Annotated in this window: 10 protein-coding genes; 7 read left to right on the top strand and 3 right to left on the bottom strand. The window is 33.3% G+C overall.

Annotated features, from left to right (window positions below; all coding sequences use genetic code 11):
* Positions 1 to 243: 243 nt before the first annotated feature.
* Entirely contained in the window at positions 244 to 1,845 is a 1,602-nt protein-coding gene (locus QLQ94_RS23190; protein ID WP_271338290.1) for a Na+/H+ antiporter, read from the bottom strand.
* 509 nt (positions 1,846 to 2,354) lie between these two features.
* Here QLQ94_RS23190 and QLQ94_RS23195 point away from each other — a divergent pair.
* From QLQ94_RS23195 to QLQ94_RS23205, 3 genes are all read left to right on the top strand, one after another.
* Positions 2,355 to 4,724, top strand: a complete 2,370-nt coding sequence (locus QLQ94_RS23195; RefSeq protein ID WP_271338289.1) for a mechanosensitive ion channel family protein — start codon at positions 2,355 to 2,357, stop codon at positions 4,722 to 4,724.
* Positions 4,725 to 5,282: 558 nt separating this feature from the next.
* Positions 5,283 to 5,732 (top strand): response regulator, encoded by a 450-nt coding sequence (locus QLQ94_RS23200; RefSeq protein WP_271338288.1) that lies wholly within the window; start codon positions 5,283 to 5,285, stop codon positions 5,730 to 5,732.
* 12 nt (positions 5,733 to 5,744) lie between these two features.
* Positions 5,745 to 9,740, top strand: a complete 3,996-nt coding sequence (locus QLQ94_RS23205) for a PAS domain S-box protein (RefSeq protein ID WP_482498678.1) — start codon at positions 5,745 to 5,747, stop codon at positions 9,738 to 9,740.
* Between the two features lie 85 nt (positions 9,741 to 9,825).
* Here the strand turns inward: QLQ94_RS23205 and QLQ94_RS23210 are convergent, their stop codons facing one another.
* Complete coding sequence (locus QLQ94_RS23210; protein ID WP_271338286.1) at positions 9,826 to 10,242, bottom strand: lipocalin family protein; 417 nt, start codon at positions 10,240 to 10,242, stop codon at positions 9,826 to 9,828.
* Between the two features lie 389 nt (positions 10,243 to 10,631).
* On the opposite strand from QLQ94_RS23210, the gene QLQ94_RS23215 reads away from it, so the two are divergent.
* Positions 10,632 to 10,991 carry a helix-turn-helix domain-containing protein gene (locus QLQ94_RS23215; RefSeq protein ID WP_271338285.1) on the top strand — a complete coding sequence of 120 codons (360 nt, stop codon included), beginning with the start codon at positions 10,632 to 10,634 and terminating at the stop codon, positions 10,989 to 10,991.
* A 141-nt stretch (positions 10,992 to 11,132) separates the two neighbouring features.
* Here QLQ94_RS23215 and QLQ94_RS23220 read toward each other — a convergent pair whose 3' ends face one another.
* Positions 11,133 to 12,185 carry a hypothetical protein gene (locus tag QLQ94_RS23220; RefSeq protein ID WP_271338284.1) on the bottom strand — a complete coding sequence of 351 codons (1,053 nt, stop codon included), beginning with the start codon at positions 12,183 to 12,185 and terminating at the stop codon, positions 11,133 to 11,135.
* A 343-nt stretch (positions 12,186 to 12,528) separates the two neighbouring features.
* Here QLQ94_RS23220 and QLQ94_RS23225 point away from each other — a divergent pair, with 343 nt between their 5' ends.
* The 3 genes from QLQ94_RS23225 to QLQ94_RS23235 all read left to right on the top strand — a co-directional run bounded on the left by QLQ94_RS23225 (position 12,529) and on the right by QLQ94_RS23235 (position 15,149).
* Entirely contained in the window at positions 12,529 to 12,696 is a 168-nt protein-coding gene (locus QLQ94_RS23225) for a hypothetical protein (RefSeq protein WP_271338283.1), read from the top strand.
* A gap of 298 nt (positions 12,697 to 12,994) precedes the next feature.
* The gene (locus tag QLQ94_RS23230; protein WP_427403015.1) at positions 12,995 to 14,473 is read left to right on the top strand and encodes a tetratricopeptide repeat-containing sensor histidine kinase; all 1,479 of its coding nucleotides are present in this window, start codon (positions 12,995 to 12,997) and stop codon (positions 14,471 to 14,473) included.
* Between the two features lie 7 nt (positions 14,474 to 14,480).
* Positions 14,481 to 15,149 carry a response regulator gene (locus QLQ94_RS23235; protein ID WP_427403016.1) on the top strand — a complete coding sequence of 223 codons (669 nt, stop codon included), beginning with the start codon at positions 14,481 to 14,483 and terminating at the stop codon, positions 15,147 to 15,149.
* Positions 15,150 to 15,206: the final 57 nt, after the last annotated feature.

Consider the following 15,206-nt stretch of genomic DNA (forward strand, 5'->3'; position numbering starts at 1 on the left):
TTTTATCCGCGTCAAAATTAGACGCCGATTTTACTGATTCGCTAAAGCGAAAACGCTGATAAAAACGGATTTTTCTAATTACTTTCTTGATTAAACTGTTAAGTAATTTTATATATTCCCCCCACTCATTTAACTTGGTATTTGGTAGTAAGATGATAAATACAAATATAATTAAAACACTTTAGATTTTTTAGACCTTAAAATTATTTAAAAATTATAAGATAACGATAAACAATAATTACCCTACTCCTCATACATCTCCATCCATAACCTCGTCTCCTCCAAATCCAGTTCCTTCTCAATCTTCCTGAAAATCTCTTCATTGACAGAACCAGATTTGTGCATCGATTCTAGTTTACTGCGTTCGACATTTAGGAGATCAATTTGTATTTTGGTAAAATCATTAAAAATCTCCCCTCCCATTACATTTCCTTTTCCGAAGAAGTTGGCAGGGAGTTCCGTTTTTTGGAGGCGGTTGAATTTTACTTCATATTTGCTTTTGATGTTGTGGAGTAAATCGTTGTTGAGTAACGAGAAATTATCTTCGATATGGGTAATGGTTTGCGACACGATAATGTTTCGTATTTCGTATTCTTCGGCGATGATCGAGTATTTTTCTATTTTTAGTTTTTTAATCAGCCATGGCAAAGTCAATCCCTGAATAACCAAAGTCGAAAGGATTACACAAAATACCAGATAAATGATGAGGTTTCTCAGTGGGAATTCCTGGGTTTCATTCATCATTAAAGGCAATGCCAAAGCCGCCGCCATCGAGACTACGCCACGCATTCCGGACCAGCCAAAAACAATCATATTCCTAAAATCAAATTCTTCCTGCAAACGGATTTTTTTACTGATATATCTGGGAAGCAAAGTAGCCGGAATCACCCATAAAAAACGCACCAAAATCACGACCAAACTTACCGAAGCGCCCCAAATAAACAAAGACAAACCCGAGTAATCACCTATTCCTGCAATAATCTGTCGTAACTGTAATCCTATCAGAATAAAGATTAATCCGTTTAGGATATTCGTTAGAACACTCCAGATTGTTCCCGTCATCATTCGGCTTTCGTGGGTGAAGATCGTTCCGGATCTTGCCGAAAGAAAAAGACCTGTTGCCACTACGGCCAAAACACCGGAACATTCAAAATGTTCTGCAATCAAGTAAGATGCAAAAGGCGTCAGTAAAGTTAAAGTCGCCTCAATCACCTCATCGCAAACAAACTTTTTATGAATAAAACTCATGACATAGCCAACCCCTAAACCTATGGAGATTCCTAATACCGACATGACCAGAAAATTCAGTCCCGCTTGCCAGAGTACAAAATTTCCGGCCGTAATTGCCGTCAATGCATATTTGTACGCTACCAGACCACTAGCATCATTTACCAGACTTTCGCCTTCGAGAATCGCAATCAGTCTTGGATGTAAACCCAAACCTTTGGTAATCGAAGTAGCCGAAACTGCATCCGGTGGTGAAACAATTGCTCCTAACAAAAAAGCCAACGGCCAAGAGATATCATCTATCAACATATGAGCTGCAACAGCCACGGCAACAGTAGTAAAAAGCACCAAACCAACAGCCGCCAAAGTAATTGGTCGGATTGTTTGCTTAAAATCTGACCAACTCGTGTACCATGCGGCATGATATAAAAGCGGTGGCAAAAAGACAATAAAAACAATTTCAGGACTCAAAGCAATCACAGGAAGTCCCGGAATAACGCTAATAATGACACCACAAAGTACCAGCACAATCGGAATGGGAAAATTATATTTTTTACTGATAAGGCTCAAAAAAGCAACCCCAAAAAGTAACATGATGATTACAGTAATATTTTCCATTTTTTGTTGTTTTGGTAATTCTGGTATGAGAGTACGAATATAATATTTTTAAATCTTTGTGTTATTTTTTTTAAACACATAGAAACATAGGTTTTAATATTTTTTAAACCACGCCGACAGCTATCAGGACAATAGAATTTTATTTCAGGCAGATTGAAAAAAATTTAAGCAGATTGAAATAGATTTTTATTAAAATTAATTTGCGTAAATCCGTTTAATTTTTTTCAATCTGCGTGAAATTCATATTAAAAAAATCATGATTTTCTCCAATAGCAATATCCTTATATCAAAACAAATGGTTTCTTGATATCTTACTATGTGAATTCATATCGAAGTGAAACGACTTTTTTTACGCTTGCTAAAGCTACGTTTCTATGTGTTTAAAAAAAATAAACTGAATGTCATAAAACTCCAATCTACAAATCTCTTAACCAAATTTTATTATCTCTTTAAGTCATAAATATCTTAAAAAAAATTACATTTGATACTTAAATTCATTGCCTTACATTATGATTCAGAAAAGAAATTATATTTATTTACTCGCCCTGTTAGCCGTCTTTTTTTACGCGCCGCTTACCTATTCACAAACCGCACCGGTCAAAACGGAAACTGCACCTCCTAAAACGGAAACCAAATCGAAACTTTTTGAAGAAAGTGCCACAGACAGTGACTATCTGATGGCTATCGAAAAAGCCGGAGAAGTTTTAGAATCTGCTCATAATGATACTGAATTTGATGCCAACAGCTATCATTTGTTTGGAGAAATTAAAAGAACACAAAGTAAACTTGATCTTATTTTAGTAAGTATAAAAGGAGCAAATCCTAATGTGCGCAATCAGCAAATGTATCGTATTGTACTTAAAGAAATCGAACAGGAACTGGACGAACAAAATACCGCAATCAATTCCCGCAACCTTGCTCTCGAAAAAATAAAAGCCAGAGTAATTGACTTGCGCAAAGACAAAACCTTAATGGGGCTTTTGACAGATACCATTAAACGCCAACAATTTAAAAAAGAGTTTGCCAATCTTAAAGACAGATACCTCAGCACGGATAGCCTGATGACCAAAAATCAAAATATCCTAAATGATAATAAAAGACTGACTGTTGAAAGAAAAATAGCAGTTTCGAATGCTTTAATCACTGTTGACAGTAAACTGGAACAATCAGGAATCAGTATTCTTAAAAGAGAATATCCTGTTTTATGGAGTACAAATGATTCTGTGGCAAAAAAAATAGAAGGTCAAAACATCAAAGCTAAAATTGCTATCGAACAAAGCGTTGCTTCCTATTATTTAAGTTACAAAGCTGGTGCCATAATCTCATTGCTCCTCTTAATGGGAATATTAGGCTGGTATATTGCACGCAACCTAAAATACCTGAAAAATAACGGACATTCAAAAAACCTTGCTCAATTTAATTTTAAATATCTAAATAGAGGCGTTATTATTCCGGTCGCTGTTATTGCCTTGAATATTGCTGTTGTGAGCAACTTATATGCTCCGGCGATGTTTATTGAACTGGTTCAGCTTTGCCTTCTTGGTCTTCTTACTTTCCTTTTTAGAAACGACTGGTCCTCTACCGCAATACGCAACTGGATGTTTCTTTTAGTATTATTTTTTATTCTTTGTTTCCTAGACCTGTTTATTGCCGTTGGTTTTATACAACGCTGTGCCTTTATTATAATCAATATTTTAGGAATACGTTACGGTTTTGTTCAGATAAAGACTTTAAAAAATCAGCTTTATATAAAAGGTTTTTTCAAATGGGCGACTATTATTTTTATAGGCCTGAATGTTTTAGCCTTACTAAATAATGTATTCGGCCGTGTTTCTCTTGCTAATATGTTAAGCCTTACTGCTTTTATTTCGCTAACGCAAATTGTGGCATTAAGTGTGTTTTTAAAAATAATTTTAGAAGTTATCCTTTTACAAATCTACACGACAAGAGTAAAACGTGGTATCGAAAAGATTTTTGATTTCGAAAGCTTGTCTGACACACTCAAAAAACCTTTCATTATCCTGATCAGTTATATGTGGATTGTGGTCATCGCTGCTAATCTGAATATCTGGGAATCTTTACGTGACGGTTTAACTTCAATTTTAAGTCATCCCAACACAATTGGAAGCATCACCTTTACTTTAGGAAATATCGTCTTGTTTTTTATCATCATTTGGCTCGCGCATTTATTACAGAATTATGTCGCTTACTTTTTTGGAGAAGTCGATGATGAGAACGAAGAAAACATCAACAAAAGACAGCATTCTAAATTATTGATTACAAGACTTGTGGTATTAATTAGTGGTTATCTTTTGGCCGTTGCCGCATCAGGAATGCCATTAGACAAACTAAGTATTTTGCTGGGAGCTTTGGGTGTTGGTGTTGGACTTGGTCTACAGAGTGTGGTTAATAATTTCGTTTCGGGTATTATCCTGATTTTCGATAAACCCATACAAATTGGCGACGTGATCAATATTAGTTCTGAATCCGGCCGTGTAAAATCGATGGGATTGCGTACTACCAAAATTAACTCAGCAAATGGTGCCGAAATCATTATTCCAAATGGTAATTTATTGTCTCAAAACATTACCAACTGGACTTATACGGACAATTTTAAACTGGTAGAAATCGCTGCAGAAGTGAGTGGAGAAATTATGCCGGAAGAAATTAATACGCTAATACTGGAATCTCTCGAAAGCATGGAATTGGTAAATAATGCTAAACCTCCTCATATTTATTACACCGCCATTGCTGATGGAAAATTCAAATTGCAAATTAAATTCTGGTGCAGCATTTACCGTACAGAAGAAACAATTAGCAGTGCACGTCAGGTACTATACAGTAATTTTAAAGCAAAAGGCTTAGCCTTGTCGACATAAAATGATTGGTGACTTTTGATTAACGATTTTTGATTACAGATGTGTAAAACCTGGAAAAACAGATACTACAGCAAAATTCAAAAATCGTTAATCTTCAATCTAAAATATAAGACATTGAACTTTGGGATTATGTATTTAAAAACAATTATACCTCACGACTTCATCCTCTTAGATTATATCTTAAATCCGTCAAATTCATTTTTTGGCGGATTTTTTTTGAAGTTGATTTCCGAAGTAAACTTTACAAACCTCAACTTCTTAATTTACAAGATGTTAATTTTAAAACAAAACGATTACATAATTAGCCCTAAAAGCGTTAAATTTATTAAAATATTCATGATTATTTGTAATACAATTAATCTTATCTTAGCGAAATAATCGCATTTTTGAATTTAAATTCATCATAGATACGACGCAGAAAGGTTTCAATTGAAACGCTGTATTAAACAAAAAACAACTGATTTACAAACAGATAAAAGACCAACAAAACCATTTTTTTCCAGAAACACAGAGATTAACCGGGATTGGACCAACATATTAAATCTTACAATACTTAAAATGAGCAAGCAGAATTATAATTTATTACTGGCAGATGATGACGAAGATGATTGCGCTTTTTTTAAAGAAGCACTTGATGAATTATCACTTCCTGTATCGCTTACGACAGTAAATGACGGAGTACAACTCATGGATTTTTTAGCCACTATTTCTTCAGGCGATTTACCGGATATTCTTTTTCTGGACCTGAATATGCCCCGAAAAAATGGTCACGAATGTTTGACGGAAATAAGAGAAAAGGAAGAACTTAAAAATCTCCCTGTAATTATTTTTTCGACTTCTCTGGATAATGAAATAGTCGACAAAATGTATGAAAAAGGAGCAACATATTATATTCGCAAACCAGGCGAGTTTGCTAAATTAAAAAAAGTGATCGAAAATGCTCTGACTATAGCATCACAAAATGACTTTAAGCAACCTATAAGAGAGCAATTTATACTCCAACCCTAATTCGTTTTTGGAATGAGCCTTACAAATAAGAATCTTTATTTTCTGACCGATGGTGGAGAAATGGGTGAATTGATGCGTACTAAAGATTGGAGCAAAACACTTTTAGGCAATCCAGAAACCTGGCCACAAAGTCTTAAAACCATGGTCGCTGTGGTGCTCAACAATCCGTTTGGAATGTACATTGTCTGGGGAAAAGAATATACGCAAATTTATAACGACTCATTTCGTCCTATCCTTGGCTCTAACAAACATCCTGAGGCTTTAGGAATTAGTTCTCAAATCACATTTTCTGAAATCTGGGACACTATAGGTCCAATGTTTCATGATGTCATGCAAAGTAAAGCAGTTAGTTTTCCTGATCTTAAATTAACATTAAACAGGAACGGATTTGATGAGGAATGTTATTTTAATTTCTCTTACAGCCCTATTAAAAAAGAAGATGGCGAAGTTGGCGGCATATTAGTTACAGTTATTGAAACTACAGAAAAAGTCAGGGCCACAGCAGCTCTTAATATAAGCAATATTCGATATCAGAATAATATCATGCAGGCTCCTGTCGCTATGTGTGTTTTTAGGGGCAAGAACCACATTGTCGAAATTGCAAATGAGCAAATGATTCGATTATGGAGAACAACGGCAGAAAAAGTACTTAATAAACCTATTTTTGAAGCATTGCCTGATACAAAAAGTCAATATCTCGAAAACCTTTTAGACAATGTTTATAATACCGGACAAAAATTTATTGCCAATGAGGAACTCGTTAAATTTCTTCGAAATGGAAAGATAGAAGATACTTACATCAATTTTGTTTATGAAGCGCTTACAGAATCTGACGGAACAATTTCGGGCGTTGTAGGAATAGCCATAGAAGTTACCACACAAGTAGTTTCTCGCTCAAAAGTAGAAGAAAGCGAACAAAAAGTTAGAGAACTGGTAGAGAATGCACCTTTTCCTATTGCTTTGTATGTTGGCCCGGAAATGATTGTTGAATTGGCCAATGACTCTATTATTAAAGTATGGGGAAAAGGCAATGATGTAATAGGAAAATCATTTAAAGATGTAGTTCCTGAACTCGACAATCAATTAGTCTTTGAGCAGATTAATGAAGTTCTAAACACCGGGAAATCTTTTCATACACAAAATACTCCCTTAGACCTTACCGTTGATGGTAATTTAGGTACTTATTATTTTAATTATAGCCTAACGCCAATATATGACGTAAATGGCAATATTTATGGTGTAATGAATACTGGCGTCGATTTAACAGACTTAAATTTAGCCAAGAAAAAAATTGAAGAAAGCGAACAGAATTTACGAAGTATGGTATTGCAATCGCCAATTGGTATTTGCGTACTGGATGCAGAAACTCTAATTAGCGAAATTGTAAATGACAGTTTCATTGAAGTTGCAGGAAAATCCCGTGAAGAAATTGCAGGGAAACACTATTGGAAAAGCTTTGCCGAAGTAAAATCCTGTTATGAAATTCCTCTTCAAAAGGTAGTTACTGACGGTACTCCTTTTTATGCCAATGAGGTAGAAATGTTACTTATCAGGCATGGAAAAAAAGAAAAAGTATACGTTACTTTTGTTTATGCACCACTAAAAAACATAGAAGGCAAAGTAACAAAAATAGCGATTTGGGTACTAGACAATACTCCACAAGTTATTGCAAGACAAAAAATTGAAGAAGCTGACAAACGTTTTCGTAATACAGTAAAACAAGCTCCGGTAGGAATTACCATTTTGCGAGGTCCGGATCATATGGTCGAAATGGCCAATGAAGCTTACTTAAAGTTGGTTGCCAGAGAAGAAAAAACCTTTGTAGGCAAACCTTTATTTGAATCATTACCGGAAGTAAAAGAAACAGTAAGTTCACTTTTGAAAGATGTTTTTAATACCGGGATTCCTTATCACGGAAACGAAGTTGCTGTACCTATAAACCGATATGGAAATCATGAGATTTTCTATTTTGATTTTCTTTATCATCCATTAAAAGAAGAAAACGGAGAAATTTCAGGAATAATTGCAATTGCAACTGAAGTATCTGAAAAAGTCGAAGCCAGAAAAAAAATAGAACTTAACGAAGAAAGACTTAATATTATCGTCGAAGCCAGTGAATTAGGTACTTGGGAACTGGCGATAAAAACCAAAGATCTTCAATATTCTAAAAGATATCTTGAAATCGTTACCGGCTATAAAGAAGAAGAATCTCTAACTCATGCCCAACTCCTAAGCCATATTCATCCGGATGATTTACACATACGTGAAAAAGCTTTTAAAGAATCCATTGCTTTAGGAACCATACAATATGAAGCCAGAGTAATATGGGACGATCAATCGGTTCATTGGGTCGAGGCGAAAGGGAAACTTTTTTATGATGACGAAAACAATCCCGAAAAATTATTGGGCACGGTAAGGGATATTACTGACGAAAAAAATCATCAGCAGGAACTTGAAGCAAGCGAGAAAAGGTTCCGTAAACTAGTCATGGAATCTCCCGTTCCAAAAGCTATTTTAAGAGGAAAAGATATGACCATCGAAATGGCGAATGCTGCACTTTTGAAAAATATATGGCGAAAAAATGAAAGCGATGTTCAGGGTGAAAATATATTAAACGTTTTTCCGGAACTTAAAAAACAAAAATACGCTAGACTTTTAAATGAAGTCTATACGACAGGAAATGTACATTCAGAATCTGAATCATTGTTTTACTTAAATAATGGAAATACGGAATACAAAATGTACATCGATTTTGAATATGCGCCAATGCGTGAAATAGACAATACTATTTCTGGAATAAAAATGACGGTGATTGATGTTACTGAAAAAGTCGAAACCAGAAAAAAAATCGAAGAAAGCGAAAAAAGATTCCGCTCTCTTACAGAAAGTATCCCGCAGCTTATTTGGGAAACAGACGAAAAAGGAAATGCTTTGTTTACCTCAGGCAAATGGTTCGAATATACCGGCGTAATTCCTACCGGTGAAGCCGCGTGGAAATCTATGATTCATCCTGATGATTTTGATGAAAACAGCAAAATATGGAACAACAGTTTAGCAACCGGAGAATTATACAGAACAGATGTACGGGTTTTAAGAAAAGACGGAACCTATAGATGGCATGCTGTAATTGGTGAACCAGTTTTGAATAAAGACAATAAAATCATAAAATGGGTTGGAGCCTTTACAGATATCCAAACTGAAAAAGCATTTACCCAGGAATTAGAAAAACAAGTTACGGCACGAACAAAAGAACTTGAACAAAAAAATATCGAGCTCGAGCAAATGAACAAAGAACTACAATCGTTTGCCTATATTTCCAGCCACGATTTGCAGGAACCATTGCGAAAAATTCAGACTTTTGCAACGCAGATTACAGAGAAAGAATCTAAAAATTTATCAGATTACGGAAAAGATAAATTTCAACGAATGCAAAATGCCGCTCAACGAATGCAAACATTAATCAATGATTTACTTTCGTATTCAAGAACCAACATTCAGGAAAGAAAATTTGAAAAAGTCAATCTTTCTCAAATCATTGATGAAGTAAAAGAAGATCTTAAAGAAGAACTTGAACAAAAAAATGCCAAAATAGAAAGCAACGAAACTTCTGAAGTAAGTATTATTCCGTTTCAGTTCAGACAATTATTGTACAATTTAGCCAGCAATTCATTAAAATTTTCGAAACCTGATGTTAATCCGATAATAAAAATAAAAAGCAAGTTTGCCAAAGGAGCAGCTTTAAATAATGATGCCTTATCAAAAGAAACAGAGTATTGTCATATCAGTATTTCGGATAATGGTATTGGGTTTGAACCACAGTACAGTAAAAAGATATTCGAAGTTTTTCAGCGTTTACACGGCAAACTCGAATACACAGGAACAGGAATTGGACTTGCGATCGTAAAAAAAATAGTAGAAAACCATAACGGTTTTATCACCGCAGAAGGCGAACAAAATAAAGGTGCAACTTTTGATATTTATATCCCGGTGATTCAAAATACAAACTAATAAAAAAACGGAAATAACTTTTAAAAAGTCATTTCCGTTTTTGTTTTTTAATCCTCTTAAAGAACTAAAAAGTACTTCTGATAAATTATCTTGTATATACAGTAATGATACCAGTAGTTTTGTCTTTCAATTTTAACTCCTTATTAGTAAGGTTCATAATGTCGCTGGTAGAACTTACATTACCAACACTAATAGTTAAGTCATTATGAGATCTTGCATAAGTTCCTGTAGTTTCTGTCAAGGCACAATCAGAACCGTTATAATCACCAATAACTGCAGCATTACTTAATCTTAGATCTAAATAATCTCTACTGCACCCTGTTTGATTTTGTGGCGCATCGATTAAAACTTCTTTTCCGTCAATAATTGTTCCTGTCTGACTTAGGTTGTATTTACCTTGTATAGGGACGATTGTTTCCCCGTCATTGTCATCGTTACTACAAGATGCTGCAAATAAACCGATGCTCAATAATAATGCGAATAATATTCTTTTCGTTTTCATGTTTGATTTCTTTAAAATTATTTTATGCTAAATTAGTTTTAAAGTTTATCAGAAATGTTCTATAATTTTCGATAATATTTACATAATTCTATTTAAATCCTAAATAATACCTTACGAAACAAAATTATAACTAGTAAAAGACAATATTATATCCAGTTAATAAGTCGGTATTTCTTTTCATCTACCTATCTAAAATAAAGTAAGTTAATGCTCATAACGAATTATTATTTTAGGAAACACATCAAAACAAGTTCAGCATGTTATAATAATTACGTCTGAAAAATTGTACTTTTACTTTATAATTCTATCGTTTTCTTTAACCGTATAGTACAGTGCTTAATATGTTTTTTACATATTGCCTGATTACACTTAATTATTATCTTTGAATTATGAGCACACTTACAAAACAAAACCATATAGGGCGAAAAATTAGCCGTATTCGTGAACTTCGTGATATGAAGCAGGAAGCTTTGGCGCAAGCAATGGGAACAAACCAACAGGCTATATCTGCAATAGAAAATAGCGAAATTGTAGATGATGAAAAACTTGTCGAAGTAGAAAAAGCCCTTGGCGTAAGTGTCGAAGCCATTAACAATTTTTCAGACGAAGCTGCAATTAATTATTTTAATATATTGTATGATCACAGCAACAATGGCAGCCAAGGTGCATTTGCAAATAATTGTACTTTCAATCTGTTAGATAAATTGATGGAAGTTGTTGATGAAAATAAAAAACTTTACGAACGTTAATTGCAGGCTGAAAAAGATAAACTCAAATATGTAGAAAAATTAAGAAATAATCCTTTATGATATATTAATAAAAAAAGAGGCTTCGCATGAAACCTCTTTTTTTGTTTTATTTAGTTGAAATATAAAAATGTAGAAATATCATTATTTACAAGGTTTATTCCTTACGTATTTACCAATCATATATCTCGTCATTGGTCTCAAATATTGACTCGGTCTTTCAGGATGGTATCCAATTTGATTAAAACATTCAAGAGAATCTCCAGATCTGGCATAAAAAACGACCGATTTACCACTTTTAAAAAAAGTAGTTGTGTCACAAACCTTAATCCTTTTAAGATTAATAAGATTTCGATCTAAAAGTTCAATATTGTTATCTGGTGCTTTCAGATCACAATCTACAACCTCATAATTATTACCAGTCCATTGCATACATCCTTTATCTGGAAATGCGAAAAAGATTACCGGGAACCCTATACATAAAACTAAAGCAAGACCTATTATAGTATTCTTAATTCTTCGATTTAATTTATTTGGAGGATTTTTTTTAAAAGCTACGAATGCATTGATTGCATTTAATTTTGGTTTTACTTCTTCAAAAGTACTTTCTCTTAATTCCTCAATTTCTTCTTTACTTTCATTTTCATTTACATTCTCACATTCCTCTTCCTGTTCACCTACTATCCCTTTTTCTATTCCTTTTTCGCTTTCTTTCTTATCAAGAAAAACTCCTAGATCTCCTGAAGTATCATTTTGTCCTGTTTGTTGGTTTGATATTATGGAGTTGTTGGTATGATCATTTTGAGTTTCATCCCGATATAAATTGTGAATTCTAAATTTATTAAAAGGTCGTGGTTCAAAATCTATCAAAATTGCAGCTAATTCTATTGTACTGTTTTTTGCAGGCTTTTTTCCTTCTTTGTAAAAAGCCCCAACTTTTCTAAATTTATCCGTGTAGGTAGTGGAAGTATTTTCCTCTTTCGGATCAAATTCAAACTTAAAAAAATCCGAGTATACCTTTAAATCATCATATTTAGGATTAGATCTAAAAATCTTCCAGCATAAATCCCTTAAACTTGCTTGGCCTGGAACATCTAAAAAATCATAATACTCCCCTCCTTCTTTTTCTTTTCTATATTTTGCCCTAATAGCTTCTTTATATTCATTTTCAACATTTTCTCGGGTAGTTTTTTCCATAAGCTTTCAGGATTTTCAGGATTTTTTCTATGACTTTTCAGGTTTTTCAGGAGATCTCAGGAAAGTTAGTACATCCCGGAATTCCTTATCAATTCAGGCTTAAAGCCGTTGTTACTTTGCGGTATCAAAAATTAGTTCTTGTTCGATATAGCGATTAGAACAAATGTACAAACTAGTTTAAATAAAAAGTGCGGAAAACCGTAAAACGGAGTTTATCCGGGAAGTATAAATAAAATTTTACTGTCTACGCACTTCACTTCCCAACACAAAATGATGTTGCATTAACAATTTCGGAAAAGATCCGAACAGCAATACTCATGCTTAATCCTTAAATATTAAAAAAATGAAAAAGCTACTATTATTGGGAGCGTGCGCTCTATTGACAACTATGATTTCTTGTACTTCTGACGATTTCGAAGATACTAAAGCGAATATTAAACCTGAAGTACCTGCATACGCTGGACCTGGGGATTCACCAATAACAGTTCCGCCACCACCACCGGTAAAATAATATTCAATAATAGTATTTAATTTACAATTAATTACTATTTTCGGGGAAAGTACCTTTTATGCTACGATCCCCGTTTTTTTATTTCCTTATTTTTTTATTTCTTCTTTCCTGCAAAAAACAAATTATAAAACCTTTCAATAAGACTGCTATCATAAAAGAAGCTGTTAATCTACAAGAAAAAGGAATAACGAACTTTCAGAATAAGAAATTTAATAGTGCCTTCTATAACTTTAATAAATCAAAAATCACTTTTGAAACCCTAAAAGATAGTGGTAATATTGTGTACAATCTTATCCAGATGGCTAATATTCAGCAAATAAACGGCGACTATTATGGCAGTAAAGAAACACTGACAGAAGCATTACCTTATCTTAAACAAAAAGATGTTTATAGTGCTGCTATCAATAACTTATTCGGAATTGCTGATAAAGAACTTTCTCTTTATAATGATGCTATTTTTTATTATCAGGAAGCTCTTAAAGATTGTACAGATGAAGCATCAAAACAATCTCCCTTAAATAATATTGCGGTCGTATACATTCATCAAAAAAAATATGATAAAGCAATACTAATTTTAGAATCTATTATAAACGAAAAATCTCTCAACACAGACCTTACTAGAAAAGCACGGGTTCTTGACAATTTAGGCTTTGCCTATTTTAAAAAAGGAATACATGATAAAGGACTCTTATTAATGCAAAATAGCTTTAACTTAAGAAATAAAATTGACGATGCTTATGGAAATATTGAGGGCAATTTACACTTAGCCGAATTTTACTCAAAACCAAACCCACAAAAACCAAACCCACAACAATCAAATCAATATGCGCAATCAGCCTATGAAATCGCTACAAGATTTAATAGTGTTGATGAACGTTTGAAAGCTTTGTCTTTTTTAATTTCTAATGATTCCGGAAATAAAAATGCACAATATGCCCAAAAGTACATTACTATAAATGATAGTATCATAAAGATTCGAAACAACTTTAAAAACAAGTTTGCCAAAATCAAATACGATTCTAAAAAAGAAAAAGACGAAAATCAAAAACTACGCTTACAAAAAGTAGAAAATGAATTATCACTACAAGAAGCAAAATATCAAAAAATAGTTGCCGGAATTGGTATAATCTTTCTAATTATAGTAATTGTTATCCTGATTCGATACTACAGAAACAAAAACAGGATCGAAAAAATAAAAACCGCTTATGATACTGAAACCCGAATTGCAAAAGACATTCATGACGAACTGGCAAATGATGTTTTTCATGCCATGACTTTTACACAAACACAACCTTTAGAAAGTGATAGTATAAAGGAGACTTTAGTTCAAAAACTTGATAATATTTATTCGCGCGTTCGCAGGATTTCAAAAGAAAATAATACAATCGATATCACAGCAAATTATTCTGCGGGGCTAAAAGAAATGCTTTCGACATATAATAGCAACAACACAAATGTAATTATCAATAATGTCGAAAAAGTAAATTGGGAGTTAGTAGATGCTATTAAAAAAGTTACTATTCATAGAATTTTACAGGAATTAATGGTCAATATGACCAAACACAGCAATGCGTCATTGGTTGTTGTAAAGTTTGACAGTAACGGAAAAATAGTTTTTATTGATTACACGGATAACGGAAAAGGCTGCAAAAAAGAAGAAATTATAAAAAATGGTTTACAAAATATGGAAAACCGTATTCTAGCCATAAAAGGAACTATTACTTTTGACAGTGAACCTGATAAAGGTTTTAAAGTAAAAATAACGCTGCCTAAATAAAAGCCATATGTTTAAAAAAGTAATAATAGCCGAAGACCTTGAAGATATAAATTTAGGAATCGAGCAGACCTTAAAAAGTTTAGATATTGTAAATTTTCAACACGCCAAATATTGTGATGATGCTTTTTTAAAAATACGAAAAGCCATTCAGGATAATGAGCCTTATGATTTATTGATTAGCGATCTTTCTTTCAAAAAAGATCATCGCGAAGTAAATATTACTTGTGGCGATGAACTTGTTGAGAAGGTACGCGAACTTCAGCCTAATATTAAAATTATAGCCTATTCTGTCGAAGATAAAAACATACGCATTAAATCACTTTTTGACAAAGCAGATATTAATGGCTTTGTACTAAAAGGAAGAAACAGTATTGAAGATCTCAAAAAAGCAATAAACCTCATCGGTACTTCAGATCAAAAATATATTTCACCGGAAATTGCATCAGCATTACAAGAAAAAAGCAATTACGAAATCGACGATTTAGACATACAGATTCTGAAACAATTATCATACGGAACTCCTCAAGATGAAATCATACAGATTTTTAAAGAAATGGGAGTAAAACCAAACAGCAAAAGTACAGTCGAAAAAAAAATCTCCAAGCTAAAAGATTTTTTTAAGGCAAATAACACGACGCATCTGGTTTCGATTACAAAAGATATGGGAATTATCTAAAACTCATTACAATACTATTATTAATTCATTAAGCTCCTTCGGGGGCTTTTTTTATTG

The sequence above is a fragment of the Flavobacterium sp. B114r genome, assembly GCF_056824125.1.